This is a genomic window from Sphingomonas segetis, assembly GCF_009720245.1.
Classification (GTDB): Bacteria; Pseudomonadota; Alphaproteobacteria; order Sphingomonadales; family Sphingomonadaceae; genus Sphingomicrobium; species Sphingomicrobium segetis.
The window spans coordinates 1-23,194 of the sequence record NZ_WJSQ01000028.1; the positions used below are offsets into that span (position 1 = coordinate 1).

At 65.1% G+C, this 23,194-nt stretch carries 27 protein-coding genes and 1 CRISPR repeat array; of the genes, 11 read left to right on the forward strand and 16 right to left on the reverse strand.

The features are described from left to right. Together GH737_RS04485 and GH737_RS15145 are read left to right on the forward strand one after the other, a co-directional pair. Positions 1-541, forward strand: a 541-nt coding sequence (locus GH737_RS04485; RefSeq protein ID WP_196232980.1) for an N-formylglutamate amidohydrolase, incomplete at its 5' end; no start/stop codon positions are given. A gap of 245 nt (positions 542-786) precedes the next feature. Further along, the gene (locus GH737_RS15145; RefSeq protein WP_196232981.1) at positions 787-942 is read left to right on the forward strand and encodes a hypothetical protein; all 156 of its coding nucleotides are present in this window, start codon (positions 787-789) and stop codon (positions 940-942) included. A 264-nt stretch (positions 943-1,206) separates the two neighbouring features. Here the strand turns inward: GH737_RS15145 and GH737_RS04490 are convergent, their stop codons facing one another. The 3 genes from GH737_RS04490 to GH737_RS04500 form a co-directional block, all read right to left on the reverse strand. After that, positions 1,207-1,881: an Abi family protein gene (locus GH737_RS04490; RefSeq protein WP_155263663.1), complete on the reverse strand. Its 675-nt coding sequence runs from the start codon at positions 1,879-1,881 to the stop codon at positions 1,207-1,209. A 146-nt stretch (positions 1,882-2,027) separates the two neighbouring features. Next, positions 2,028-2,216: a hypothetical protein gene (locus tag GH737_RS04495; RefSeq protein WP_196232982.1), complete on the reverse strand. Its 189-nt coding sequence runs from the start codon at positions 2,214-2,216 to the stop codon at positions 2,028-2,030. Next, on the reverse strand, positions 2,207-3,109 hold the full coding sequence (locus tag GH737_RS04500) for an IS1595 family transposase (protein WP_155263665.1): 903 nt from the start codon (positions 3,107-3,109) through the stop codon (positions 2,207-2,209). Before GH737_RS04500 ends, GH737_RS04495 begins: the two co-directional genes overlap by 10 nt. Positions 3,110-3,123: 14 nt before the next feature. On the opposite strand from GH737_RS04500, the gene cas1 reads away from it, so the two are divergent. Together cas1 and cas2 are read left to right on the forward strand one after the other, a co-directional pair. After that, positions 3,124-4,149 carry a type II CRISPR-associated endonuclease Cas1 gene (gene cas1 / locus GH737_RS04505; protein WP_230558621.1) on the forward strand — a complete coding sequence of 342 codons (1,026 nt, stop codon included), beginning with the start codon at positions 3,124-3,126 and terminating at the stop codon, positions 4,147-4,149. A gap of 3 nt (positions 4,150-4,152) precedes the next feature. Further along, entirely contained in the window at positions 4,153-4,482 is a 330-nt protein-coding gene (gene cas2 / locus GH737_RS04510; RefSeq protein ID WP_155263667.1) for a CRISPR-associated endonuclease Cas2, read from the forward strand. Positions 4,483-4,540: 58 nt separating this feature from the next. After that, positions 4,541-4,840: direct repeats of the CRISPR family, unit length 36 nt; unit sequence AGCCTACCATCGGCAAATCGGTAGGGAAACCACGGC. Positions 4,841-4,932: 92 nt separating this feature from the next. On the opposite strand, the gene GH737_RS04515 is transcribed toward cas2, so the two are convergent. Continuing rightward, a complete protein-coding gene (locus GH737_RS04515) occupies positions 4,933-5,724 on the reverse strand; it encodes a SapC family protein (RefSeq protein ID WP_155263668.1) in 792 nt (263 codons plus the stop codon). Positions 5,725-5,909: 185 nt separating this feature from the next. Here GH737_RS04515 and GH737_RS04520 point away from each other — a divergent pair, with 185 nt between their 5' ends. The 3 genes from GH737_RS04520 to yghU all read left to right on the forward strand — a co-directional run bounded on the left by GH737_RS04520 (position 5,910) and on the right by yghU (position 8,805). Next, positions 5,910-6,353, forward strand: a complete 444-nt coding sequence (locus tag GH737_RS04520; protein WP_155263669.1) for a hypothetical protein — start codon at positions 5,910-5,912, stop codon at positions 6,351-6,353. A gap of 131 nt (positions 6,354-6,484) precedes the next feature. Further along, entirely contained in the window at positions 6,485-7,834 is a 1,350-nt protein-coding gene (locus GH737_RS04525) for a DEAD/DEAH box helicase (protein WP_155263670.1), read from the forward strand. Between the two features lie 71 nt (positions 7,835-7,905). Next, positions 7,906-8,805 (forward strand): glutathione-dependent disulfide-bond oxidoreductase, encoded by a 900-nt coding sequence (yghU, locus tag GH737_RS04530; RefSeq protein ID WP_155263671.1) that lies wholly within the window; start codon positions 7,906-7,908, stop codon positions 8,803-8,805. A gap of 70 nt (positions 8,806-8,875) precedes the next feature. Here yghU and tgt read toward each other — a convergent pair whose 3' ends face one another. Further along, a complete protein-coding gene (tgt, locus tag GH737_RS04535) occupies positions 8,876-10,012 on the reverse strand; it encodes a tRNA guanosine(34) transglycosylase Tgt (protein ID WP_155263672.1) in 1,137 nt (378 codons plus the stop codon). A 56-nt stretch (positions 10,013-10,068) separates the two neighbouring features. Between tgt and GH737_RS04540 the strand changes: the two genes are divergently transcribed. Continuing rightward, positions 10,069-11,055, forward strand: coding sequence for a sulfotransferase family protein (locus GH737_RS04540; RefSeq protein ID WP_155263673.1), 987 nt, complete (start codon positions 10,069-10,071; stop codon positions 11,053-11,055). Here GH737_RS04540 and queA read toward each other — a convergent pair. The 8 genes from queA to GH737_RS04580 all read right to left on the reverse strand — a co-directional run bounded on the left by queA (position 11,012) and on the right by GH737_RS04580 (position 16,773). Continuing rightward, positions 11,012-12,085: a tRNA preQ1(34) S-adenosylmethionine ribosyltransferase-isomerase QueA gene (queA, locus tag GH737_RS04545; RefSeq protein WP_155263674.1), complete on the reverse strand. Its 1,074-nt coding sequence runs from the start codon at positions 12,083-12,085 to the stop codon at positions 11,012-11,014. The genes GH737_RS04540 and queA overlap by 44 nt on opposite strands. Before the next feature lie 10 nt (positions 12,086-12,095). Further along, positions 12,096-12,659, reverse strand: a complete 564-nt coding sequence (locus tag GH737_RS04550) for a peptidylprolyl isomerase (RefSeq protein ID WP_155263675.1) — start codon at positions 12,657-12,659, stop codon at positions 12,096-12,098. Between the two features lie 47 nt (positions 12,660-12,706). Beyond that, positions 12,707-13,198 (reverse strand): pantetheine-phosphate adenylyltransferase, encoded by a 492-nt coding sequence (gene coaD, locus GH737_RS04555; RefSeq protein ID WP_155263676.1) that lies wholly within the window; start codon positions 13,196-13,198, stop codon positions 12,707-12,709. Beyond that, on the reverse strand, positions 13,198-14,112 hold the full coding sequence (locus GH737_RS04560; RefSeq protein ID WP_155263677.1) for a polyprenyl synthetase family protein: 915 nt from the start codon (positions 14,110-14,112) through the stop codon (positions 13,198-13,200). The genes coaD and GH737_RS04560 overlap by 1 nt, the downstream gene beginning before the upstream one ends. Beyond that, complete coding sequence (locus GH737_RS04565; protein ID WP_155263678.1) at positions 14,102-14,353, reverse strand: exodeoxyribonuclease VII small subunit; 252 nt, start codon at positions 14,351-14,353, stop codon at positions 14,102-14,104. The genes GH737_RS04560 and GH737_RS04565 overlap by 11 nt, the downstream gene beginning before the upstream one ends. A gap of 44 nt (positions 14,354-14,397) precedes the next feature. Next, the gene (locus GH737_RS04570) at positions 14,398-15,102 is read right to left on the reverse strand and encodes a DUF1013 domain-containing protein (protein WP_155263679.1); all 705 of its coding nucleotides are present in this window, start codon (positions 15,100-15,102) and stop codon (positions 14,398-14,400) included. A 97-nt stretch (positions 15,103-15,199) separates the two neighbouring features. Next, a complete protein-coding gene (locus tag GH737_RS04575; RefSeq protein WP_155263680.1) occupies positions 15,200-15,805 on the reverse strand; it encodes a glutathione S-transferase family protein in 606 nt (201 codons plus the stop codon). Beyond that, a complete protein-coding gene (locus GH737_RS04580) occupies positions 15,802-16,773 on the reverse strand; it encodes an NAD(P)H-quinone oxidoreductase (protein ID WP_155263687.1) in 972 nt (323 codons plus the stop codon). The genes GH737_RS04575 and GH737_RS04580 overlap by 4 nt, the downstream gene beginning before the upstream one ends. Positions 16,774-16,845: 72 nt before the next feature. Here GH737_RS04580 and GH737_RS04585 point away from each other — a divergent pair, with 72 nt between their 5' ends. Together GH737_RS04585 and clpA are read left to right on the forward strand one after the other, a co-directional pair. After that, a complete protein-coding gene (locus GH737_RS04585; protein ID WP_155263681.1) occupies positions 16,846-17,046 on the forward strand; it encodes a DUF1192 domain-containing protein in 201 nt (66 codons plus the stop codon). Between the two features lie 171 nt (positions 17,047-17,217). After that, the gene (gene clpA, locus GH737_RS04590) at positions 17,218-19,560 is read left to right on the forward strand and encodes an ATP-dependent Clp protease ATP-binding subunit ClpA (RefSeq protein WP_155263682.1); all 2,343 of its coding nucleotides are present in this window, start codon (positions 17,218-17,220) and stop codon (positions 19,558-19,560) included. A 46-nt stretch (positions 19,561-19,606) separates the two neighbouring features. On the opposite strand, the gene GH737_RS04595 is transcribed toward clpA, so the two are convergent. The 3 genes from GH737_RS04595 to GH737_RS04605 are packed head-to-tail and all read right to left on the reverse strand — an operon-like array spanning position 19,607 to position 21,006. Continuing rightward, complete coding sequence (locus tag GH737_RS04595) at positions 19,607-20,077, reverse strand: hypothetical protein (RefSeq protein ID WP_155263683.1); 471 nt, start codon at positions 20,075-20,077, stop codon at positions 19,607-19,609. A 46-nt stretch (positions 20,078-20,123) separates the two neighbouring features. Next, positions 20,124-20,675, reverse strand: coding sequence for an SRPBCC family protein (locus GH737_RS04600; protein ID WP_155263684.1), 552 nt, complete (start codon positions 20,673-20,675; stop codon positions 20,124-20,126). Beyond that, positions 20,668-21,006: an ArsR/SmtB family transcription factor gene (locus GH737_RS04605; protein ID WP_155263685.1), complete on the reverse strand. Its 339-nt coding sequence runs from the start codon at positions 21,004-21,006 to the stop codon at positions 20,668-20,670. Before GH737_RS04605 ends, GH737_RS04600 begins: the two co-directional genes overlap by 8 nt. A gap of 121 nt (positions 21,007-21,127) precedes the next feature. Between GH737_RS04605 and GH737_RS04610 the strand changes: the two genes are divergently transcribed. After that, positions 21,128-23,194: alpha/beta hydrolase family protein (locus GH737_RS04610; protein ID WP_155263686.1), on the forward strand; the 2,067-nt coding region annotated here is incomplete at its 3' end.

A 23,194-nucleotide genomic window follows, 5' to 3' on the forward strand; every position in this document is an offset into this window, starting at 1 on the left:
GCGGGCCCGCGGCGGCCTCGGAATCGTCCCGTCGCGGACCCAGCAGCACGGTTACCTGTGGCGGCGGCCGATCACCCCGATGCAGCTGCTCGACCGGCTCGATCAGGCGCACCGGCCGTACCACCGGGCGATCGAGGAGCAGCTATCGCTCCTGCTCGACCGCTTCGGATGCGCGCTGCTGATCGATTGCCATTCGATGCCGCCGCCCCCGGGCGGAGCGCCGCCGATCGTCTTCGGCGATTGCCGCGGCCGCACCGCCGACGCCTGGGTGAGCCGCGATGCGATCGAGATCGCGCGCAGCTGCGGCTTCGAAGCGGGACTCAACGACCCGTTCGCCGGCGGCCATGTGATCGACCGCCATGCGTATCCGGGACGGAGCGTCCAGGCGCTTCAACTCGAGGTCGATCGCCGCTTCTATCTCGACGAAGCGCTGCGCGAGCCCGGACCCGGGTTCGACCGCGTCGCGGCGTTCATCGAGACTCTTGCGGTCGAGCTTGGCGAGGCGCTGCTCGGCCGCCAGTTCGCGACGGCGGCTGAGTAAGAAAACCCCGTCGGTCGCCCGACGGGGGATTCCCAACAGAGAAACCTCTGTATCAGTGGACTTCGTCCAAGGAATTTCCCGGCGTTGTTATATTTCCCATACCCAAAGGCCGTGATATGCCTCTGGTATGGCGGGGGATGAGCCAGACAAGGAAAGATCGCCGAGCTTACGGGCGCTCTATGAGGACGCGCTGAAGCGCGAGCGCGAGGCCCCCCAAAGCCTTCTGGGAAGACTTGCTGAACGAAATGGCCCGCCAGCTTTATGGTGGCGATCTACAGCCCAAACGGCAGGCGGACATCGAGAAGGCCATGCACGATTGGCTTTCCGCGAACGGGCACACGGCCGGAGAGACGCAAGTCCGCGAGCGCGCCAGAAAGCTTTGGCAAACAATAGAAAAATAGGTCGGAAACCGGTTTCCGACCTAGGTTTCCGACCTTTTCCGAACCTAATCGTCCGACTGCCACCACCCCATCCGCTAGAACGTCGGACAGGAGGTGAGAGATGTTTAGGAGAAGATAGCAGCCTGTCTCGTAAGGCCCGCGTGCGGGGCAGGGCAAAAAGAGAGGCCGCCAAACCCCGGCCAGGGCGGCGACCTCGATGCGGGCTAGGAGCTCTAACCGGCGGCGGTGCTTATAGCATCGCCGCCTTCGCTTGTGAATCGGCAATTACGCCGGTTTGCCGGCCCAAACTTGGCTGAACGAACAAGCTGACTTCATGTATGCGGAGGTGCTCGCGCAGAGCCCATTCAGCACATCGTCCAAGTCAGCGCGCAGGTCTTCCAAGCTCAAATGAAATATCGGCTCGTGGTGCGCCACCCGGTTACGGAGGTCGAGCAAGCCGTCGCACATATCCGCCGCATCTTGCCGCGTTAGGTCATGGTCGTTGGGGAATATGCGGAACTTCAAATTCGGGCCATGCCAACCGTAAGGGATCGCGTAACCAGCGCCGAGCTGCGAAACCCAGAAACCCGCACTAAGGTCGGCAACCACTTGGTTGGTCGTTGGTTGAGCGCCGTTGCGCTGGAGCGTCTGCCGGGCAATGGTATCGGTCAGCCGTTTCAGATCCTTATGGTTCAGGTTACGTCTTGCGCGCTGCTCATATGGCCAATTTTGGTTGTATTTGTAGCAAAAGAACTCGTTCAACTTGTTACGTAAAGCTATCTCCCAGCTCTGAAGGGGCAAGTATAGCGCCTGCGACAGTTGGGAGTTCCAGTGGTAAAGCAATAAGGCTACCTTCAGATCGCCCTTGGATTCTTGAAGGTACTTGGAAAGTCGAGGCTTACTTATTGTGGCCACGAACGCATTAATGCTTTGTTCACCGGATTCAAAAAGAGCTTGCATTTGTCAACGCCACTTACTATATGCCCGCTTGCGCGCTCAGGGAAACGATCACTGCGCTTGACGCACATCCCCCTGGGACAAGAGGAAGGCGGCTCCTAGCGGGGCCGCCTTCGACTTATCAGGCCGAGAAATTCGGCTTCTCCAACTTAGTCGCTGCAACCCCTGTGTCCAGTGTCGGCATCTTTCGCACCCTTCCGCACAAGGGCGTCGAGCGCCGCGTCGGCGTCGATGGGGCTTAGTTCGCCAGCGTCGATCATTTCGCGAACCTTCGCGCGAAACGCTTTCTTCTGTTCCTCGGGCGTCATTCCCGGCTTTTTCTTGGGCATCAGATACAAGCCCTTTGATAGGTCAGACGCTTGCCAACGATACCCTTTAGCAGACGATCAGCGCGATCGCTGTCATTGCATCCAAGCGCCTGACGGTTGGAATAGCGGAAATCAAACTCGGCAAGGTAACGGTGAAGGTGCTTCTCGGCGCACCACTGATAGACGCCACGCATGCCGCGCTTGAAGATGCTGAAATAGCCTTCGATGGTGTTGGTGTACGCCATGCCGACAACGTACTCGCCGAACTGGTGACGCACCGCCGAGTGCTGCGCGAAGTGAGCGTTGAGCCCGCGATAGATGCGATGCTCGTCGGTCATAACGTGCGCCTCGCGGGCGATGTTGGCCTGTAGGATCGGCAGCACTTCCTTGGTGGTGACGTAATCGACCTTGACCGAACGCGCTTCGCCGCCACGGCTCACCAGCGAAAGCACCTTCATCTTGTGCTGCGCGCCGCCGCGACCAGACTGGCCGGGAAGATTGCCGATGTAGGTTTCATCGACTTCCACAACGCCAGTCATGGGCGCGAGGTCGCCCGAACGCATCGCCTCGCGGATGCGGTGCGACATGAACCAGGCGGTCTTGAGAGTGACGCCAAGGGTGCGGTGAAGCTGGTTAGAGCTAATGCCCTTCTTGCTGCCCGCGATCAGATACATCGCCTGAAGCCAGATATGCAGCGGCACATGCGAACTCTCGAAGATGGTTCCCATGCGAACAGTGAAGGGCTTGCGGCACTGGTAGCACTTGTAGAGGCCCTGCCGAGTGGACTTGCCCTGCATCTTGCTGATGCGCGCCACGCCACCGCAATGCGGGCAGACAGGACCGTTCGGCCACACGCGCTTTTCGACGTAATCGAAAGCGGCGGCTTCGTCGTGAAAGTGCGGGGCTGAAAGTGCGCTAGTCATGATCGTTTCCCTCTGTGGAAACAGACCTACGCTCCTACCGTGGGTATGTCAAGTATAATAACGCCAACCCTGTTAACCATAAAGAAGTACAACGTGGACCGGTTCGGCCGGCGTGCCGAGGTAAAGCAAGAGGTCCGCACATGGCATGGCGAGGCTTGCACGTCTCCAGCCCCGGCCGGCTGAGCAATCGCAGAAGCCAGATCGTCTTCGCCCCCGAAGAAGGCGAAGGGGTCAGCTTTCCGGTCGAGGACGTCGCCTGGATCATCCTCGATACGCCGCAGGTCACGCTCACCGGTTCCCTGCTGAGCGCGCTCGCCGAGAACGGAGTCGCTCTAATCGTGCCCGACGCGAAGCATCATCCCGCGGGGATGCTGCTGTCCTTCCACCAACACCCTCTCCAATCCGGCATTGCCCATTCGCAGATCGCCGCCAGCCAGCCGCTGAAGAAGCGGCTCTGGCAGAAGCTTGTGGTCGCCAAAATCGAGAATCAGGCCGCCGTGCTGCGTGCCATCGGCAGCGACGAAGCCCAGGCGCTATCGGCAATGGCCGGGCGGGTCGGCTCAGGCGATCCCGACAATCTGGAGGCGCAGGCGGCGCGGGCATACTGGCCGCGGCTGTTCGACGGCTTCAAACGGCATCACGAAGACCGGCGCAACGGCCTTCTCAACTACGGTTACGCGGTCGTCCGGGCGGCGCTCGCGCGAGCGTGCGCGGCCTCCGGCCTGCTTCCCGCATTCGGCTTCCACCATTGCTCGCGCGCCAACGCCTTCAACCTGGTCGACGATCTGCTCGAACCGTTCCGCCCATGCGTCGATCGCCTGGCCCGCCGCCGCGCCCAGGAGGTGGAGCAGGATGAACTCGACGTCGAGGATCGCCGGCACATGGCCGGCATATTGAACGAAAGCGTCTCTCTGGGCGAGGAGCGCATGACCGTTCTCGCCGCCACCGAAGCCGTCGCGGCGAGCCTGGTGAGGGCGATCGATGGGGCGAGCGCTCCTCTTCTCCAGACACCCGCGCTGCCGTTGGCCAAGCGGGTGTGACCGGTGGACGCGGAAGAGGTCCGCTATATGTGGCTCATGGTTTTCTTCGACCTGCCGGTGCGCACGAAACCGCAGCGCCGGCACGCGACCCGTTTCCGCCAGTTCCTGAAGAAGGATGGCTATATGATGCTGCAATTGTCGGTTTACGCGCGCGTTTGCCGGGGGCAGGATGCTGTGGACAAGCATGTGAAGCGGGTGCGCGCGAGCCTGCCGAAGGAAGGCAGCGTCAGGACGCTTCAGGTGACGGACAAGCAATATGGACGGATGGAATTGCTGCTCGGAACCGCGCCGAAAACGGAAGAGATCGGCGCTTCGCAGATGGTTCTGCTGTGATTTCGACCGCAATCAGGCGGTGGAAATCACAGCAGTTCCAGTCACTTCTCCGCGACCCAGCCTACCATCGGCAAATCGGTAGGGAAACCACGGCGGATCAAGATGATGTTCCCGCACGGCTTAGAGCCTACCATCGGCAAATCGGTAGGGAAACCACGGCCCATCCCGTCATCGTCTGCGGAACGACCGTAGCCTACCATCGGCAAATCGGTAGGGAAACCACGGCCGATGTTGCCGCGTTGGTCGCGGAAGTTGCAGCCTACCATCGGCAAATCGGTAGGGAAACCACGGCATCGCACAGATGCCTAACGCGGGCGCCGCGAGCCTACCATCGGCAAATCGGTAGGGAAACCACGGCGTAAAGCAGGTCCCCACCTTCCGCAGGAGCGGAAGGCCGGAACCTGCTTGGCGCTGTCGCGCCGGTCGAGCAGTGAGGTGTTACTCCGAAGCTCAGACGCTCGCCGGCGCCGGCTGCGGCATCTGCGCGGGCGACTTGCCCTGCTGCATCTGCCTGGCGAACACGGCGCGCATCTCCGACAGCGAAAAGAGGTGGGCGTAGATCAGCGGCAGGATGCCGTTCTGGTTGAGCTTCCTCAGCTCGTCGCCGCGCAGGTTCCTGATCTTCTCCTCGTCGACCATTCGGAAGCCGCGGTAGATGAACGGCTGCTGGAAGCCCTCGGGCTGGATCGCGACTTCGCCGTCCATCATCAGGTCGGCCTTGGTCAGTTCCTCGACGAACGCCGCGGTGCGCTGGCCGGCGGCCTCGAACTGCTCGCAGAACTGGAGGATCGCCTTGGTCGCGTCGCTCGGCTGGTCGCCGTCGAACAGGGTCTGGCCCTCGTCGAAATCGCCGACCGCACTGGCGGTCGGGTCGAAGCACAGGGAAAGCTCGTCGCTGTCGGGCCGAAGCCGCGCCAGCAGGAACGGGTAGCGGCGGATATAGGCGGGAATATAGGCATTGGCGTCGAGCGGCCGACCGTCCTCGTCGAGGAACACGTTCACGCCTTCGTTGAGGCCCATCAGCGCGATCGGGATCGGGTTGTCGCCGACGGAAAAGACGATCGGATAGTGCCGCTGCACGAGCGTGAACTCGTCGACCGTCACGGGGATCGCGTGGGTGTGCCCGACCTGCGCCATGCGCAGGATGGTTCGCACCTTCATCTTGCCGTGCTGCGTCGCGTTGAGCGGTTCGAGGGCATTGTAGAACAAGGGCAGGTTCTGGGTCGGGGCGGCGGTCGCCATCGAAATTCTTCTCCTGGGGCCCGGACTTATGGCCGCGCTCGCGCCAGCCCGCCGGCTAATCGGTCGAGGCGCCTCTATTGGCCTTGTTCTCGTTAGGCAAGCGGGGTCGGCACGCCAGGCTGGCACGCCTCTCAGTTCATTGAACATTCAACGCCTCGCTGCGAAGCGCCTGGAATGGCGGTGGGGTGCAGATGATTCCGGGGACGGTCCTCGCGTTCGTGCCGCTGTTGCTCGGGCTGTTCGCCGCGCAGCCCGGAGTCATGGGCCAGTCGGTCACCCGGCTCGTGGTCGAGGACCAGGTGATCCTCAAGGTGCCCATCCGCCCGCGACCGATGTCGCCGCAGTTTGAATGGCGCGAGCGCAAGGGGCCGAAGTGCATTCCCGCGAACGCCATCCGCGGCGCTCTCCTGTCGGGTCCGCAGCAGGTCGACTTCGTACTTGCCGAGCGGCCGAGGCGGATGCGCGCGGAGCTCGAGGAAGACTGCCCGGCGCTGGATTTCTACAAGGGCTTCTATCTCCAGCCGCAGGACGATCAGCTCTGCGCCGGCCGCGACGCCATCCATGTGCGGACGGGCGGGAGCTGCACGATCGAGCGCTTCAGGCAGCTGGTTCCCAAGTTGCGCGATTAGCCTTGGAATCGGGCTGCCGAACACCCACATTTCGTGACAAGTAGGTTGCTTGACAACTTCTGGGGCTTCGCACAGTCCGGTCGACGCGCCGGCGACGGTCGTTGCGTGCCCATCCTTCACTTGGAGAATCAATGACTTTTGCCGATCTCGGCCTTTCCGACGAATTGCTCCGCTCGGTCGCGGACAGCGGCTATGGCGAGCCGACCCCGATTCAGAGCGCGGCCATCCCGTCGGTGCTGATGGGCAAGGACCTGGTCGGAATCGCCCAGACCGGGACCGGCAAGACCGCCGGTTTCGTCCTGCCCATGATCGACATCCTGCACCAGGGGCGCAGCCGCGCGCGCATGCCGCGCTCGTTGATCCTCGAGCCGACCCGCGAGCTGGCGATGCAGGTGGCGGAGAATTTCGAGAAATACGGCAAGTACCACCCGCTCTCGATGGCGCTGCTGATGGGCGGCGTGCAGATGGGCGACCAGATCAAGGCGCTCGAGAAAGGCGTCGACGTGCTGATCGCGACTCCGGGTCGTCTGATGGATCTGTTCGGCCGCGGCAAGATCATGCTCAACGATTGCAAGCTGCTGGTGATCGACGAGGCCGACCGGATGCTCGACATGGGATTCATCCCCGATATCGAGGAAATCTGCGCCAAGCTCCCCAAGGACCGTCAGACGCTGCTGTTCTCGGCGACCATGCCGCCGCCGATCCAGAAGCTGTCGCAGAAATTCCTCTCCGACCCCAAGACCGTCGAGGTCGCGCGGCCGGCGACGGCGAACGTCAATATCGAGCAGCGCCTGGTCGAGGTTCGCGCCGACAAGAAGAAGGATGCGCTTCGCGGCATCCTGCGCCACGAGGAATTCAAGAACGCGATCGTCTTCGCCAACCGCAAGACAACCGTTCGCGAGCTTGCCTCCAGCCTCAAGCGCTCGGGATTCGCGGCCGGGCAGATCCAGGGCGACATGGACCAGTCCGACCGCATCGCCGAGTTCGACCGGTTCAAGAATGACGAGATCACGATCCTGGTCGCCTCGGACGTCGCCGCCCGCGGGCTCGACGTCAAAGGCGTCAGCCATGTCATCAACTTCGACGTTCCGTGGCAGCCCGACGACTACATCCACCGCATCGGCCGCACCGGCCGCGCGGGGCTGACCGGGATCGCCATCACGCTCGCCACGCGTGAGGATTCCGAAGCCATCGGCCGCATCGAGAAGCTGATCGGCCACAAGATTCCACGGGCCGGCGGCAAGCCGTCGGAGGTGCCGGCAAGCGTCGAAAAAGCGGCGGCCGAACCGGCGAAGTCCGACAAAGCCGCACGACCAAAGCCGGCGAAGGCGGAGAGAACGCGTCCCGTTTCGCCGGCGAAGCAGAAACGTGCGGCCAAAGCCGAGCCCGAGCAGCCGTCCAAGCCGTCGCCGGTGCTCGAGGACATCAAGAGCGAGTGGAACGGCCCGCTGCCGAGCTTCCTGTCGGTAAGCGCCGACTAGTCACAGTCCTGACACTGGAAAGCGCTCCGGCGCATTCCTAGCTGCGGTCCCGGACAGGAAAGGGATCGAGCATGAGCGATTATGTGCTTCCGAAAGTGTGGACCTGGGACCAGCCGAGCGGCGGGCAGTTCGCCAACGTCAACCGCCCCGTCGCCGGCCCGACACACAACGAGGAGCTTCCGGCCGGCAAGCACCCGTTCCAGCTCTACTCGCTCGCGACGCCCAACGGGCAGAAGGTCTCGATCATGTTCGAGGAGCTGCTCGAAAAGGGGCATTCTGACGCCGAATATGATGCCTGGCCAATCCGCATCGGCGATGGTGACCAGTTCGGAAGCGGCTTCGTCGCGGTGAACCCCAACAGCAAGATCCCCGCGCTCCTCGACCGCAGCGGCCGCGAGCCGGTGCGGGTGTTCGAAAGCGGCGCCATCCTCGTTTATCTCGCCGAGAAGTTCGGTGAATTCCTGCCGACATCGGGCCCCGGGCGCGCGGAGGCCCTTTCCTGGCTGTTCTGGCAGATGGGCAGCGCGCCCTTCCTCGGCGGCGGCTTCGGCCATTTCTTCGCCTACGCGCCGGAGAAGTTGGAATATCCGATCAACCGCTATTCGATGGAGGCCAAGCGGCAGTTCGACGTGCTCAACCGCCGCCTTGCGGAGAGCGAGTTTATCGCAGGCCCCGATTACACAGTCGCCGACATCGCCATCTGGCCCTGGTACGGCGGCGTCGCGCTCGGCCGCAGCTACGAGGGCGCGGACAGCTTCCTCGCGACCCACGAATATGAACATGTGATGCGCTGGGCGAAGCAGATCGACGCCCGCCCGGCAGTGAAGCGCGGCCGGATCGTCAACAAGCTCACCGGCGACCCGTCGGAGCAGCTCCACGAGCGCCACGACGCGAGCGACTTCGCGTTGAGGACGGAGGACAAGCTGCAACCGGTCGATGAAACGGAAGCGGTGAAGGACGACGCGATCTGAACTGTACCCCGGCGTAGGCCGGGGCCCAGGAGCGCGAAAGCGCTGCTGACACAGCGCCCTGGGCCCCGGCCTACGCCGGGGAACGCCTGTACCGCCCCAAAAACTCCACGGCGAACGCGTCCAGCCGCCGCCCCGCAATCGCATCGCGCAGGCCGTGCATCAGCCGCTGGTAGAACCACAGATTGTGCTGGGTCATCAGCATAGCGCCGAGGATTTCGCCGGATTTCACCAGATGGTGGATGTAGGCGCGGCTGAAGCTCGTGCAGGCGGGGCATGGGCAGCCAGGCTCGATAGGCTCCCGGTCCTCCGCGAACCGCGCGTTTCGCAGGTTGAGCGGCCCGGCGGCGGTGAACGCCTGGCCGGTGCGGCCGGAGCGGGTCGGAAGCACGCAGTCGAACATGTCGATGCCGCGAACCACCGCCTCGACAATGTCGTCGGGCTTGCCGACGCCCATCAGATAGCGCGGCTTGTCGCGTGGAAGCATGTCGACCGCGAAATCGAGGCAGCCGAGCATCGCCTCCTGCCCCTCCCCGACCGCCAGCCCGCCGACCGCGTAGCCATCGAAGCCGATATCGATCAGCGCCTCGGCCGAGGCGCGGCGGAGCTGCTCGTCGAGCGCGCCCTGCTGGATCCCGAGGATCGCCGAGCGCTCGGCATGGTCGCCGCCGCGGTCGAATTCCTCGCGACTGCGCTTCGCCCAGCGGATCGAGCGCTCCATCGCCTCGCGCTGCGCCTCGGCGGTCGACGTGGTCGGCACCAGCTGGTCGAATTGCATGAGAATGTCGGAGCCAAGCAGCCGCTGAACCTCGACCGACCGTTCGGGCGAAAGCATGTGCCGCGACCCGTCGAGATGGCTGGCGAAAGACACCCCCTCTTCCGTGACCTTCGTCAGGTCGCTGAGGCTCATCACCTGATAGCCGCCGCTGTCGGTCAGGATCGGCCGCTCCCAGCCCATGAACTCGTGCAGCCCGCCGAGCTTCGCCACCCGCTCTGCGCCCGGGCGGAGCATCAGGTGATAAGTGTTGCCGAGGATGATGTCGGCGCCGCTCGCGAGCACTTCCTCCGGCCGCATCGCCTTCACCGTGGCTGCGGTCCCCACCGGCATGAACGCGGGCGTGCGGATCTCTCCCGGCTCCATCGCGATGCTGCCCGTTCGTGCAGCACCGTCGGTGGCCGAGATCGAAAAGGAGAAACGGGTCACGCGCAGGCGCTTAGCGGCCCGTCCATTTGCCGCAACCTCGATTCCCGCTAGGTGCTCGCCGGATGCCGCGTATCGAAGACATCCACAGCTTTGTGTTCATCGTCGGAGCGCCGCGCTGCGGCACCACCACCATGGCGCGCTGGCTCCAGGCGCACCCGCAAATCCTTTTCCCCTTCGTGAAGGAGCCGCACTACTTCTCGCAGCACGACCTGCGGCCTCTCGACGAACCCGAGCTCAGGCGGCGCATCGAGCACGACTATCTCGACCATTTCTTCACGAAGCCCGAGGGCGAGCAGGGCATCGGCGCCGATTCCTCGGTGTCCTACCTTTATACGCCCGAGCAGCTCGAGCCGGTGCTGAAGCTGTGGCCCAACTCGCGTTTCGTCGTCGGCGTGCGCGACCCGCTGACCCTGCTCCCGTCGCTTCACAAGCGGCTGATCTTCACCGGCGACGAGAATATCCGCCGCTTCGAGGACGCGTGGGCCGCCGTGCCCGACCGGGCGGCCGGCCGCCGAATCCCGTGGAGCGCGATCGAGCCGCGCTGGCTGCGCTATGACGAAGCGGCGCGCTACGGGACCTATGTCGAGCGGCTGTTCCAGGCCGTGGGCAAGGAGCGGTGCCTGGTGATGGTCTTCGACGACCTCGTCGCCGACCCGCAGGGACAGCATCGCAACTTGCTCGAGTTCGCCGGCCTGCGGGCCATGCCGGCGCCCGAGATGAAGCCCGAACGCGAGGGCAAAGCGGTGCGCTCGATCTATCTCCAGAAGCTGCTCAAGCGCCCGCCGCGGTTCCTGCTGCCCTATTTCGCGAGCATGCGGCACCGCGCCCGCTTCGACAAAGCGGCGAGCAAGCAGATCGGCAGCGCTGCCGCAATGCCCTCCATGTCGCTCCGCAAGCGCCTCCTCCACTGGAACAGGGTGCCCGACGAGAAGCGGCCCATCCCCCTTGCGGTCCAGCGCGAGATCAAGGCCCATTTCCAGGAGGAGGTCGACAAGCTCGGCGCGCTCATCGGCCGCGACCTCGGCCAGTGGCTGCAGCCGCGGGAGTAGTCCGGGCCGGAAGCAGCAGGCTCGCATCGCCGTAGGAGTAGAAGCGGTAGCCCACGTCGATGGCGTGGGCGTAGGCCGACTTCATCACCTCGAGGCTCATCAGCGCGCTGACCAGCATGAACAGGGTCGAGCGCGGCAGGTGGAAGTTGGTGATCAGCCCGTCGATCGCCCTGAAGCGGTAGCCGGGGGTGATGAAGATGGACGTGTCGCCCTCAAAGGGGCGGATGATCCCGTCGTCGCCGGCGGCGCTTTCGAGCAGGCGCAGGCTGGTCGTCCCGACCGAGATCAGCCGGCCGCCGGAGCGTCGGACGGCATTCAGCCGAGCCGCCGTCGCGGCATCGATGCGGCCCCATTCGGCGTGCATCTTATGCTCCTCGATCCGCTCGCTCTTGACCGGCAGGAATGTGCCCGCGCCGACGTGGAGCGTCAGCGTTTCGCGGCCGATTCCGTTCGCTTCGAGCGCGTCGAGTAGCCGCGGCGTGAAGTGCAGCGCCGCCGTCGGCGCGGCGACCGCCCCCTCCTCGCGCGCGAACATCGTCTGGTAGTCCTCGCGGTCCGCCTCATCCACGTCGCGACGCGAGGCGATATAGGGCGGCAGCGGCATCCGCCCGGCACGCTCGAGCAGCAGCTCGACCGGCTCCTCGCCGTGGAAGTGCAGAAGCGCCGATCCGTCCTCCGCTTTCTCGACGACAGAAGCCGCCACGCCTTCGCCGAAATCGATCGTGTCGCCGACCCGCGCCCGCTTGGCGTTGCGCAGGAACGCCTGCCATTCGCGCGGGCCCTCGCGCTTGTGCAGGGTGGCGCCGATGCTCGCCTCGCCCCGCCGGCCCTCGAGCTGGGCAGGGATCACCTTGGTGTCGTTGAAGACGAGCACGTCGCCCGGGCGGAGCAGGTCGGGGAGTTCGAGCATTTTATGGTCGGAGATGGCGCTTCCCTCGACCAGCAGCAGCCGGGCGCTGTCGCGCGGCCGCGCAGGGCGAAGCGCGATCCGATCGGGGGGGAGGTCGAAGTCGAAATCGGACAGGCGCACGCGGGCGCGCTTAGCCGCCCAAATAGGCCTTCACAATTTTGGTCGGGTTGGCCGGCGGCTCGCCGCGCTCGATCCTGTCGACTGCGTCCATGCCTTTCACGACGCGTCCGATGACAGTGTAGCGTCCGTCGAGCTCGGCATTGGGCACAAACATGATGAAGAACTGGCTGTTGGCACTGTCGTCGGTCTCGGCGCGGGCGGCGCCGACGGTGCCACGAAGGAACGGCACGGGGGTGAACTCCGCCTTGAGGTCGGGAAGCTCGGAACCGCCTTCGCCCGTTCCCTTCGGATCGCCGCCCTGTGCCATGAAGCCGGGCATGACGCGATGGAAGGTGAGGCCGTTATAGAAGCCTCGACGGACGAGAGTCTGGATGCGCTCGATATGGTGCGGCGCAAGATCCGGCCGCAGCACGATCTCGACCGTGCCGCCGTTCGACAGGTCGAGGAACCAATGATTGGCCGGATTGGCGGCCACCTCCGCGGGCGGCGCGATGCTGGGCGCCGCCATCGGTGCCGGCGCGGCAGCCATCAACAATGCGGCGAGCGGAGCCGAGAACAGAGCCTTGACGATCATTTCCCTCCCCGAACCTGTATGTTTGTGCTGCGCCCCAGGCCCTGACTTCAGCGTGAACCGGCGCCCAGGTGCCGGCGCACGTCCTCGGCCACGGCGGACGGAACGAATTTATCGATCGAACCGCCGTAGCGCGCGATCTCCTTGACCAGCTTGGACGCGATCGGCTGGAGCGAGACATCCGCCATCAGGAAGACGGTTTCGATATCGTCATTGAGCTGCTGGTTCATCCCCGCCATCTGGAACTCATATTCGAAATCCGCGACGGCCCTGAGCCCACGCAGAATGGCGGTGGCGCCCTGCTCTTCCGCGAACTCCATCAGCAGCGAATCAAACTCCACCACGTCGATGTTGCCGGGGATTTCCGCGATCTCGCGCCGAACCATCTCGAGGCGCTCGGCCACGGAGAACATCGGCTCTTTCGACGGGTTCGTGGTCACGCCGACCACCAGCTTGTCGACGAGGTGCGCGCCGCGCCGGATGATGTCGACGTGGCCGAGCGTGAGCGGATCGAACGTCCCTGGATAGACCGCCACTTTCATCAATGGTCTCTTTCTATCGCGAAGCGGGCGATGGCGCGCAGCAGGTCGGCTTCGCGGCCGTGGCCCGACAGATGCTCGATCGCCTGGTTGACGAGGTAGTCGGCCTGCTGGCGCGCCCGCTCCTCGCCGAGCAGCGAGACGAAGGTGGCCTTGCCCGCGTTGGCGTCGCGCCCGGTGGGTTTGCCGGCTGCAGCCTCATCGCCGCTATGGTCGATGAGGTCGTCGGCGATCTGGAATGCAAGGCCGATGTTGCGTGCGTAGCCGCGATAGGGGGTCCGAGCGTCCGGCGGAGTCTTGTTCATGATGCACGCCGCCTCGACCGAATATTCGATCAGCGCGCCGGTCTTGAGCTGCTGCAGCCGGGTGATCGAGGCGAGGTCCAGCTCCTGCCCCTCGGCCGCGAGGTCCATCATCTGCCCGCCGGCCATGCCGTTCGGCCCGGCCGCCCGTGCCAGCTCGAGGACCAGGTCCGAGCGCACCCAAGGATCGTCGTGAGTCGCCCGATGCGCGAGGATTTCGAACGCGAGCGCGTGCAGGCTGTCGCCGGCGAGCACCGCCGCCGCCTCGCCGAAGGCCTTGTGCACCGTCGCCTTGCCGCGCCGAAGCTCGGCATCGTCCATGCACGGCAGGTCGTCGTGGATCAGCGAATAGACGTGGATCGCCTCGATCGCGCAGCCGACGCGCAGCGCGCGTTCGCGGTCGATCGCGAACAGACGCGATGCGGCCATGGTAAGCAGAGGACGAAGGCGCTTGCCGCCGCCGATCGCGGCGTGCCTCATCGCCTCGTAAAACAGCGCGCGGCTGTCGCCCGGGGGGGCGAGGAGCTGCGCGAAGAATCGGTCGATGTCGGCCGAGAGGGTTTTCGCCTCTGCCTCGAGCTCGTGCGCGAGCCGGTCGATCGTTTCAACCGGCATCGAACGGCTTGAGACCGGCCGGCTTGCCGTCGCTTCCGAATGCGATCTGCTCGATGCGCGCCTGCGCGTCCTTGAGCCGCGCCTCGCAATGGCGGCGAAGCTTATCGCCTTCCTGGTAGAGCTCGATCGACTGGTCGAGCGGCGCCTCGCCTTTCTCCAGCGTGCGCACGATCTCCTCGAGCCGCTTCAGCGCATCCTCGAAGCTAAGCTGATCGACGTTGCTCGTCTCGGCAGTGGCCATGAGCCTAAGTGTGAGCCGCGGGGCCGTTCAAATCAAGCGAACGGCTATTCGCTCGGGCGGTTGGTGAACGGGTCGCGGATGCCGGGGAAGATCTCGTCCCGGAGTTCCTCGTCGCCAGCCTCGGCGAGCGCCGCCTCCGCGTCGCGGACGTGCTGTTCGCGCTCGCGCCGAAGCTCCTCGATCAGGGCCTCGCGGTCGCCCTCGAAACGCGTGTCCACCGGCGCCGCAACGCCGGCCGCCTTCGCAGCCTTGGCAACCGCCGCATCGAGCTCGCGCTGCGTCGTCAGCCCGAGCGTGACCGGGTCCTTCGGCGTGATGTTCGCCATGTTCCAGTGTGTCCGGTCGCGGATTGCGGCAATGGTGGTGCGCGTGGTGCCGATCAGCTTGCTGATCTGGCCGTCGGTGACGTCCGGATGATTCTTGATGATCCAGGCGATCCCGTCGGGCTTGTCCTGGCGCTTGGAAACCGGCGTGTAGCGCGGCCCGCGGGTGCGGCGGACCTCTTCCGGCGCTTTGTGCATCTGGAGCTTGTGGTCGGGATCGTTCTGCCCCTTCACGATTTCCTCGTGAGTCAACTCGCCGGCGCGGATCGGGTCACGGCCGGTCAGCTTGGTCGCGGCGGTATCGTCCGCGATCGCCTGGACCTCGAGGATGTGCAGGCCGCAAAACTCCGCGATCTGGTCGAACGTCAGCGACGTATTCTCGACCAGCCACGCAGCGGTCGCATGGGGCATGAGCGGCTGGGCCACTTTTGAGTCTCCATAAACAATAACGGCCGCCCCTTCCCGGAGCGGCCAACAGCGAAGCGCGCATCTAAACCTGCGGGCTGCGCACCGCAAGGGCGGTTCAGTCGATCGGCAGGTGATTCGGTTGCGCGGCGACCCGGGCGAGCCAGGCGCCGACTGCCGGGTAACGGCCGAGCTCGAACCCGCCGCCATCGGCAACGCTGGTGTAGGGGAACAGACAGATGTCGGCGAGGCTCATGCAATCGCCGACGAACCAGTCGCGGCCAGTCAGATGCCGGTCCATCAGTGCCAGCGCGGCCTCGCCGGCCTCGCGCTTGACCGGCAGCATCAGCCGCTGCGCATCGCTCAGCGCGTCCACGCCAACGATGGTCAGCCACGCGCGCACTGCTGCGACATTGGGCTCGTGATTGTATTGCTCCCAGAACATCCAGCGCAGCATGTCGGCGCGTTCGAACCGCTCGATCGGGACCAACGCCGAGCCATCGGCGAGATAGAAACATGCCGCGTTGCTTTCGGGGAGAAAACGGTCGCCATCCTGCAGGACTGGAATCCGGCCGTTCGCGCTGATCTCGGCGAGAAACTCGGGCGTGCGCGTTTCGCCCTTCATGATATCGTAGAAGCGCCGCTCCATCGCGAGTCCCAGATGCGATGCGGTGAGCCGGATCTTGTAGCAATTGAGCGACCGCGGATCCTCGTGGAGGATCACGGGCTCACCTCCAGCACGATCTTGCCGACATGTTCGCCACTTTCCATCCGCTCGTGCGCCGCGTTTGCCTGTACAAGCGGAAAGCTGCTGTCGATCACCGGTTTGAGCCTGCCGCCCTCGACATAGGGCCACACCGCTCGTGCCATCTCGTCGGCGACCATGGTTTTGAACTCGATCGACCGGGAACGGAGCGTCGACCCGGTCAAAGTCAGCCGGCGCCGCATGATGTCGAACAACGCGATCTCCGCCGTCGGGCCGCGTTGGACGGCGATCGACACGTGCCGCCCCTCCTTCGCCAGGCAGGCAAGGTTGCGCGGCACATAATCGCCGCCGACCATGTCGACGACCACGTTCACCCCCGCCCGTGCGGTAACTCGGTGGACCTCCTCGACGAAATCCTGCTCGCGATAGTTGATCGCCGCCGCCGCCCCGAGCTCGCGAGCTCGCGCGCACTTCTCGTCCGTTCCGCAAGTCACGATCAATTTGAGCCCGAACAGCCGCCCGAGCGCGATCGCCATCGTCCCGATTCCGCTGGTGCCGCCGTGGACCAGCACCCAGTCCCCGTCCGCCGCGAAGCCGCGCTCGAACAGATTGACCCAGACGGTGAAGAGCGTCTCCGGCATCGCGGCGGCTTCAAGCAGCGAAATCGCGTCGGGAACGAACAGGCAGGTGCCGATCGGCGCCGGGCAATATTCGGCATAGCCGCCGCCCGCGACCAGCGCGCAGACGTTGCGGCCCATGAGTTCTTCGGGGCCGTCGACAACCTTTCCCGCTATCTCCAGCCCGAGAATATCGGGAGCGCCCGGAGGTGGCGGGTAAAGTCCCTTGCTCTGGAGGATGTCGGGCCGGTTGACGCCCGCCGCGGCGACCCTGACCAGCACCTCGCCTGACCCCGGCCGGGGCACTGGCCGTTCCACGATCAGCAGCTCGTTGCCGGTATCGGGCGGCGGCGCGACGACCGCCGTCATCGAGGAGGGAAGTGAGCTGCTCACCAGGCGCGGCTTATTGACTTGCGCCGTCCATGGGTCAACGATTCTGCCGTGGATTTGGACGAGCTTTTCCCAAGCAAGCCCGACGACCCGCTCGTGGCGCTTGCGAAACAGGATCTCGATCCCCTGTCAATCGAGGAGCTGAAGGCGCGCGTCGAGGCGCTCAACGTTGAAATCGCCCGCGTCGAGGACCACATGCAGCGGGCGCAACACCACCGCTCAGCGGCGGAAGAGCTGTTCAAGAAATCATGAGCGTCGGCGTCATGCGACTGATGCATGACGGTCTCATTCAGCGTGCCAACAGCTCGCAAGGCGATAATCTGGGGAAAAGCCGGGAAACGGCACTTGATTGCCGCGTTCCGGCGTATGACATTCGATTCAAAGCCCGTGGGCTTCCCTGCGGGAGCGGGAGTATCTGTCTAAATGCCTAGTTTCGCTCGCGAACTCGAACAAACCCTCCACAATGCTTTGGGAGAGGCCAGCAAGCGCCGGCACGAGTATGCGACCCTCGAACATCTGCTGATCGCGCTCGTCGACGACGAGCATGCGTCCAAAGTGATGACCGCCTGCGGCGTGAGCCGCGACGAGCTGCGCACGTCGGTCAAGCAATATCTCGACAACGAGCTTGGAGCCCTGGTCGCCGACAGCGCCACCGACCCGACTCCGACCAGCGGCTTCCAGCGCGTCGTCCAGCGCGCGATCCTGCACGTCCAGTCGTCGGGCCGCGACGAGGTCACGGGCGCCAACGTGCTCGTCGCCCTCTTCTCCGAGCGCGAGAGCTACGCCGTCTATTTCCTCCAGCAGCAGGACATGAGCCGGCTCGATGCCGTGACCTACATCAGCCACGGCGTCGGCAAGGGCGAGGCGGCCGCCGAGCCGCGCGCGCCCGAGGGGGCCGAGGAGAAAAGCGAGAAGGACAGCGGGAAGAAGGAATCCGCGCTCAAGCAGTTCACCGTCGACCTCAACGAGAAGGCCAGGGCCGGCAAGGTCGACCCGCTGATCGGCCGCATGCCGGAAGTCGACCGGACGGTGCAGATCCTGTGCAGGCGGTCGAAGAACAACCCGCTCTACGTCGGCGATCCCGGCGTCGGGAAGACCGCGATCGCCGAAGGCCTCGCGCGCAAGATCGTCGAAGGCGATGTTCCCGAGGTGCTCAAGGGCGCGATCATCTACGCGCTCGACATGGGCGCCCTGCTCGCCGGCACCCGCTATCGCGGCGATTTCGAAGAGCGGCTCAAGTCCGTGGTGTCCGAGCTCGAAAAGCTCCCCAACGCGATCCTCTTCATCGACGAGATCCACACCGTGATCGGGGCCGGCGCCACTTCCGGCGGCGCGATGGACGCATCGAACCTCCTCAAGCCGGCGCTGTCGAACGGCGCCATCCGCTGCATCGGCTCCACCACCTACAAGGAGTTCCGCAACCATTTCGAAAAGGACCGCGCGCTTCTGCGCCGGTTCCAGAAGATCGACGTCAACGAGCCGACGATCGAGGACACGATCAAGATCATCGCCGGCCTGCGCTCGTCGTTCGAGGGCCACCACAACGTCCGCTACACGCCGGACGCGATCAAGTCGGCGGTCGAGCTGTCGGCGCGCTACATCCACGACCGCAAGCTGCCCGACAAGGCTATCGACGTGATCGACGAGGTCGGCGCGATGCAGATGCTGGTGCCGCCGAGCCGCCGCAAGAAGGTCATCACGCCCAAGGAAATCGAAGCGGTGGTCGCGACCATGGCGCGGATCCCGCCCAAATCGGTCAGCGCCGACGACAAGCAGGCGCTCGAGCATCTCGATGCCGATTTGAAGCGGGTCGTGTTCGGCCAGGACCTCGCGATCGAGAAGCTCGCTTCGGCGATGAAGCTGTCGCGCGCTGGGCTTCGCGATCCTGACAAGCCGATCGGCAATTATCTGTTCTCGGGCCCCACCGGCGTCGGCAAGACCGAGGTCGCGCGCCAGCTCGCGTCGATCATGGGTATCCCGCTGCAGCGCTTCGACATGTCCGAATATATGGAGCGCCACGCGGTCAGCCGGCTGATCGGCGCGCCTCCCGGCTATGTCGGCTACGACCAGGGTGGGTTGCTGACCGACGCCGTCGACCAGCACCCGCACTCGGTGCTCCTGCTCGACGAGATCGAGAAGGCGCACCCGGACCTGTTCAACATCCTGTTGCAGGTGATGGACCACGGCAAGCTGACCGACCACCACGGCAAGACGGTCGACTTCCGCAACTGCATCCTGATCATGACGACCAACGCCGGCGCCGCCGACATGGCGCGCGAGAGCATCGGGTTCGGCGCGGCGACGCGCGAGGACGCTCAGGAGGATGCGGTCAAGAAGATGTTCACACCGGAGTTCCGCAACCGGCTCGATGCGATTGTCCCGTTCAGCTACCTGCCGCCGGCGGTGGTCGCGCGCGTGGTCGACAAGTTCATCCTCCAGCTCGAGCTGCAGCTCGCCGACCGCAACGTGCACATCGAGCTCGACGAGGAGGCGCGCGAGTGGCTGACCAGCCGCGGCTACGACAAGCTCTACGGCGCGCGGCCGATGGGCCGCCTGGTCCAGGAGAAAATCAAGCAGCCGCTCGCCGAGGAGCTATTGTTCGGCAAGCTGGTCAACGGCGGCGAGGTCAAGGTCCGGATCAAGGACAATGCGCCGAGCTTCGAGATCGTCCCGGCCCCGCCCAAGGCGGCGAGAGGGAAGCCCAAGGCTAAGGCGAAAGCGCCCGCCAGGAAAAAGGCCAGCGGCGACGCTCCGGCAGGGGAATAGGACGCAAGCCAATGCAAGGGTCGGGAGGAAACTCCCGGCCCTTTTTTCAACCCTTCGACTGGATGGAAATAATGCCCTTCGCGCCGTTCGGGCCTGGGCTGACGTGGATGAGGAAGGGGCTCCCGTCCTTCGATTTTCCGGTGACCGAATCGCCCGCGAGCGCCGCCTCTACGCCCTGCTCCTTGAACTGGCCGAGGAAGTAGGAACGCACCTCGTCGGGCGACGCGGGGGCGCTGAAGCTCATGTCGACCGTCGCGCCTTGCTTGCCGGCGTTGACGTTGAACCCCGTGACCGAGCTGCCGGGCATCAGCTTCACTCCGTCGATATCGAAATTGCCGTTGCGCATCATGCCCGCCGGCACCTTCACCTTCCCCTCGGCGATCGGGAGATTGAAGGCGATATGGCCGCTGTCGTCGGCGTGGATGCTGACATTCTCGTTGCCGTCCGGCGGGTTTTTCGAATGGACGTTGCACGCGGCGAGCAACGGCACGAGCAAGAGAAATGCGGAGCGGTTCATGGGGACCTCCTGTATTATCCATATAACACAGCAGGTCCCCGCCACGTCAAGCGTCCAGGCCGAGTGCTTTCCTGACCGCTTCCCGCGACTGCGCGTGGAGCGCCCAGAAATCCTTGACGCCGCGGCCGGCGAGGCGCTCCTGGAGGACCGTGAGGTGCGAAGTCCAGCCGCTGCCGAAATCCTGCGCGCCGACCGGGCTGACGATCCCGCTGTGGGTCAGCACCAGGCGCGTGCGGTCTCCCTCCGGGTGAAGCTCATAGGTGACGATGCCGTTCTTGCCGCCCGCGAAGGTTGTTTCGAGCAGCCGCGGCGGCTCGAACCGAAGCACCTTCTCGCTGAACCGCACGCCTTTGGATGCCGCGTAACTCTCGGGATAGGGAACCTCGTCTTCCGACAGATTGTCGTGGTCCACGATCAGCTCGAACTCGCCGTCCGCCCGCGCGTCGGTGCCGCCCATGAACCACTGACGGCGCAGCTCGGCCTCGGTGAGATAGCGCCAGACGGTCTCGACCGGAGCTTCGAGCAAGCGCTCCAGACGGATCGCATCGTCCGCGACGCGCCGAACCGGAGCTGCGATCTGGATCTGTGCTTCAGTCATTTGGATTCTCCTTCTTGTCGCGATCGATCGCCGCCTCGAGCCGGTCGAGACGGACGGACCAGAACTTCTCCCATTGCTTGAGCCACGCCTCGGCCTCGCGGAGCGGTTCGGGCCGGAGCGCGCAAATCTGCCTGCGCCCCGCTTTGCACCGCTCGATCAGCCCGGCGCTCTCGAGCACCTTCACATGCTTGGCCGCGCCCGCGAAGCTCATCGCGAACGGCTCCCCCAGCTCGCCGATCGATTTGTCGCCGAGCGCAAGGCTCGCGAGCATCCCCCGGCGGGTCGGGTCCGCCAGCGCGCGGAAGGTGGTGTCGAGTCGTTGTTCAACCATGTGGTTTATAATGCACCCGGCAGTCGTAACTGTCAACGAGCTGGTTTAACGACTGTGCGGCTTGCGGCACTCGCCGGAAAGTTCAATTGTCCGGCACCAAATTCCGGAGGGGACCTATTCCGTGACTCGATTCCGTTCGCTTGCTCCGCTCGTCCTGCTGTTCGCCGCGACCGCCCCAAGCGCGCCTGTTGCCGCGGCACCCGCCACCGGCCCGACGCGCACTTTCACCGGCGCGGACCTGTTCAACCTGGAGCAGGCGAGCGATCCCGAGATCAGCCCGGACGGCAAGACCATCGCCTACGTCCGCAAGTCGAACGACATCATGACCGACAAGGCGCGTCCGACGATCTGGCTGGTCGACGTCGCAAGCGGCCAACAGCGGCCTCTGCTCGCCGGCTCCGGCTCCTACTTCTCGCCGCGCTGGTCGCCGGACGGAACGCGCCTCGCTTATGTCGCAACCGACGGCGGTAGCCCTCAGCTCCACGTGCGCTGGATGGTGAGCGGCGAGAGCGCGCGGATCACCGGCCTGCCCGACAGCCCGGGTGCGATTGCCTGGTCGCCCGACGGCCGCCGCATCGCCTATACCATGTTCGTCCCCGACGAGGGACCAAAACTAGGCAAGGTGCCGCCGAAACCAGAGGGCGCCAAGTGGGCCGACCCGCTGCAAGTCATCGACGCGGTCACCTACCGCACCGACGATGAAGGCTATCTCAAGCCGGGCTTTTACCAGCTCTTCTGGGTGCCGGCCGACGGCGGCGCTCCGACCCAGCTGACCTTCGGCGCAACCCATGCCGGCGGTCCCGTCAGCTGGACTCCCGACGGCCGCTCGATCCTGTTCAGCGGCAACCTCTCGAAGAACTGGGAGCGCGAGCCGGTCAACAGCGAGATTTACCGCATCGGCATCGGCGGCGGCGCGCCGGTCGCGCTCACCAGCCGTGACGGGCCCGATGCCGCGCCGGCCGTGTCGCCCGACGGACGCTACGTCGCCTACATCGGCTATGACGACAAGAAGCTGGGCTACCAGAACACGCAGCTGTCGGTGATGAGCCTCGACGGCTCGGGCAAGCGTGTGCTGACCGCCAGCCTCGACCGCTCGGTCGCAAGCCCCGTGTGGGCGCCCGACAGCCGCTCGGTCTACGTCCAGGTCGAAGACCGCGGCACCAACAAGGTCGAGCGCGTCGGCCTCGACGGGTCGATCCACGAAGTCGCGACCGGCCTCAATGGCGGCGGCCTCGACCGGCCCTATGCCGGCGGAGAGTTCGACGTCGCGCGCAAGAGCGGCACCATCGCCATCACGACCGGCGACCCGCTGCACCCGTCCGACATCTCCGTCGTCACCGGGAGCACCGTCAGGCAGCTCACCCACCTCAACGAGCACCTCGGGTCAAAGGCGCTGGCGCAGGTCCAGAAGCTGCCGGTCACCTCGAGTTACGACCAGCGCCCGATCGACGCGTGGATGGTCACTCCGGCCGACTTCGACCCGGCGAAGAAATACCCGCTGATCCTGGAGATCCACGGCGGGCCGTTCGCCGCCTACGGGCCGAGCTTCTCGACCGACGACCAGCTCTATGCCGCAGACGGATACATCGTCCTCTACACCAACCCGCGCGGCTCGACCTCCTACGGCGAGGAGTTCGCCAACCAGATCGACAAGGCCTATCCCGGCCACGACTATGACGATCTGATGAGCGCGGTCGATGCCGCGATCGCGACCGGGCACGTCGATCCGAACAACCTGTTCGTCACCGGCGGATCGGGCGGCGGCGTGCTCACCGCCTGGATCGTTGGCAAGACCGACCGCTTCCGCGCCGCGGCGACGCAGAAGCCGGTGATCGACTGGGCGAGCTTCGTGCTGACCAGCGACGGCGCGCCCTATTATTCCCCCTACTGGTTCGCGAAGAAGCCGTGGGAAGACCCGATGGGCTATTGGCAGCGCTCGCCCTTGAGCCTCGTCGGCAACGTCAAGACTCCGACGCTCGTCGTCGTTGGAAGCGAGGATTACCGGACGCCGGACAGCGAGGCCGAGCAATATTACGAAGCGCTGCAGCTGCGCGGCGTGCCGACCGCCTTCGTCAAAGTGCCGGGCGCCAGCCACGGCGGGATCGCCGCGCGGCCGAGCCAGGCCGCGGCCAAGGCGAGCGCGATCCTCGCCTGGTTCGACCGCTACCGTACCGACAGGGGCCGCACG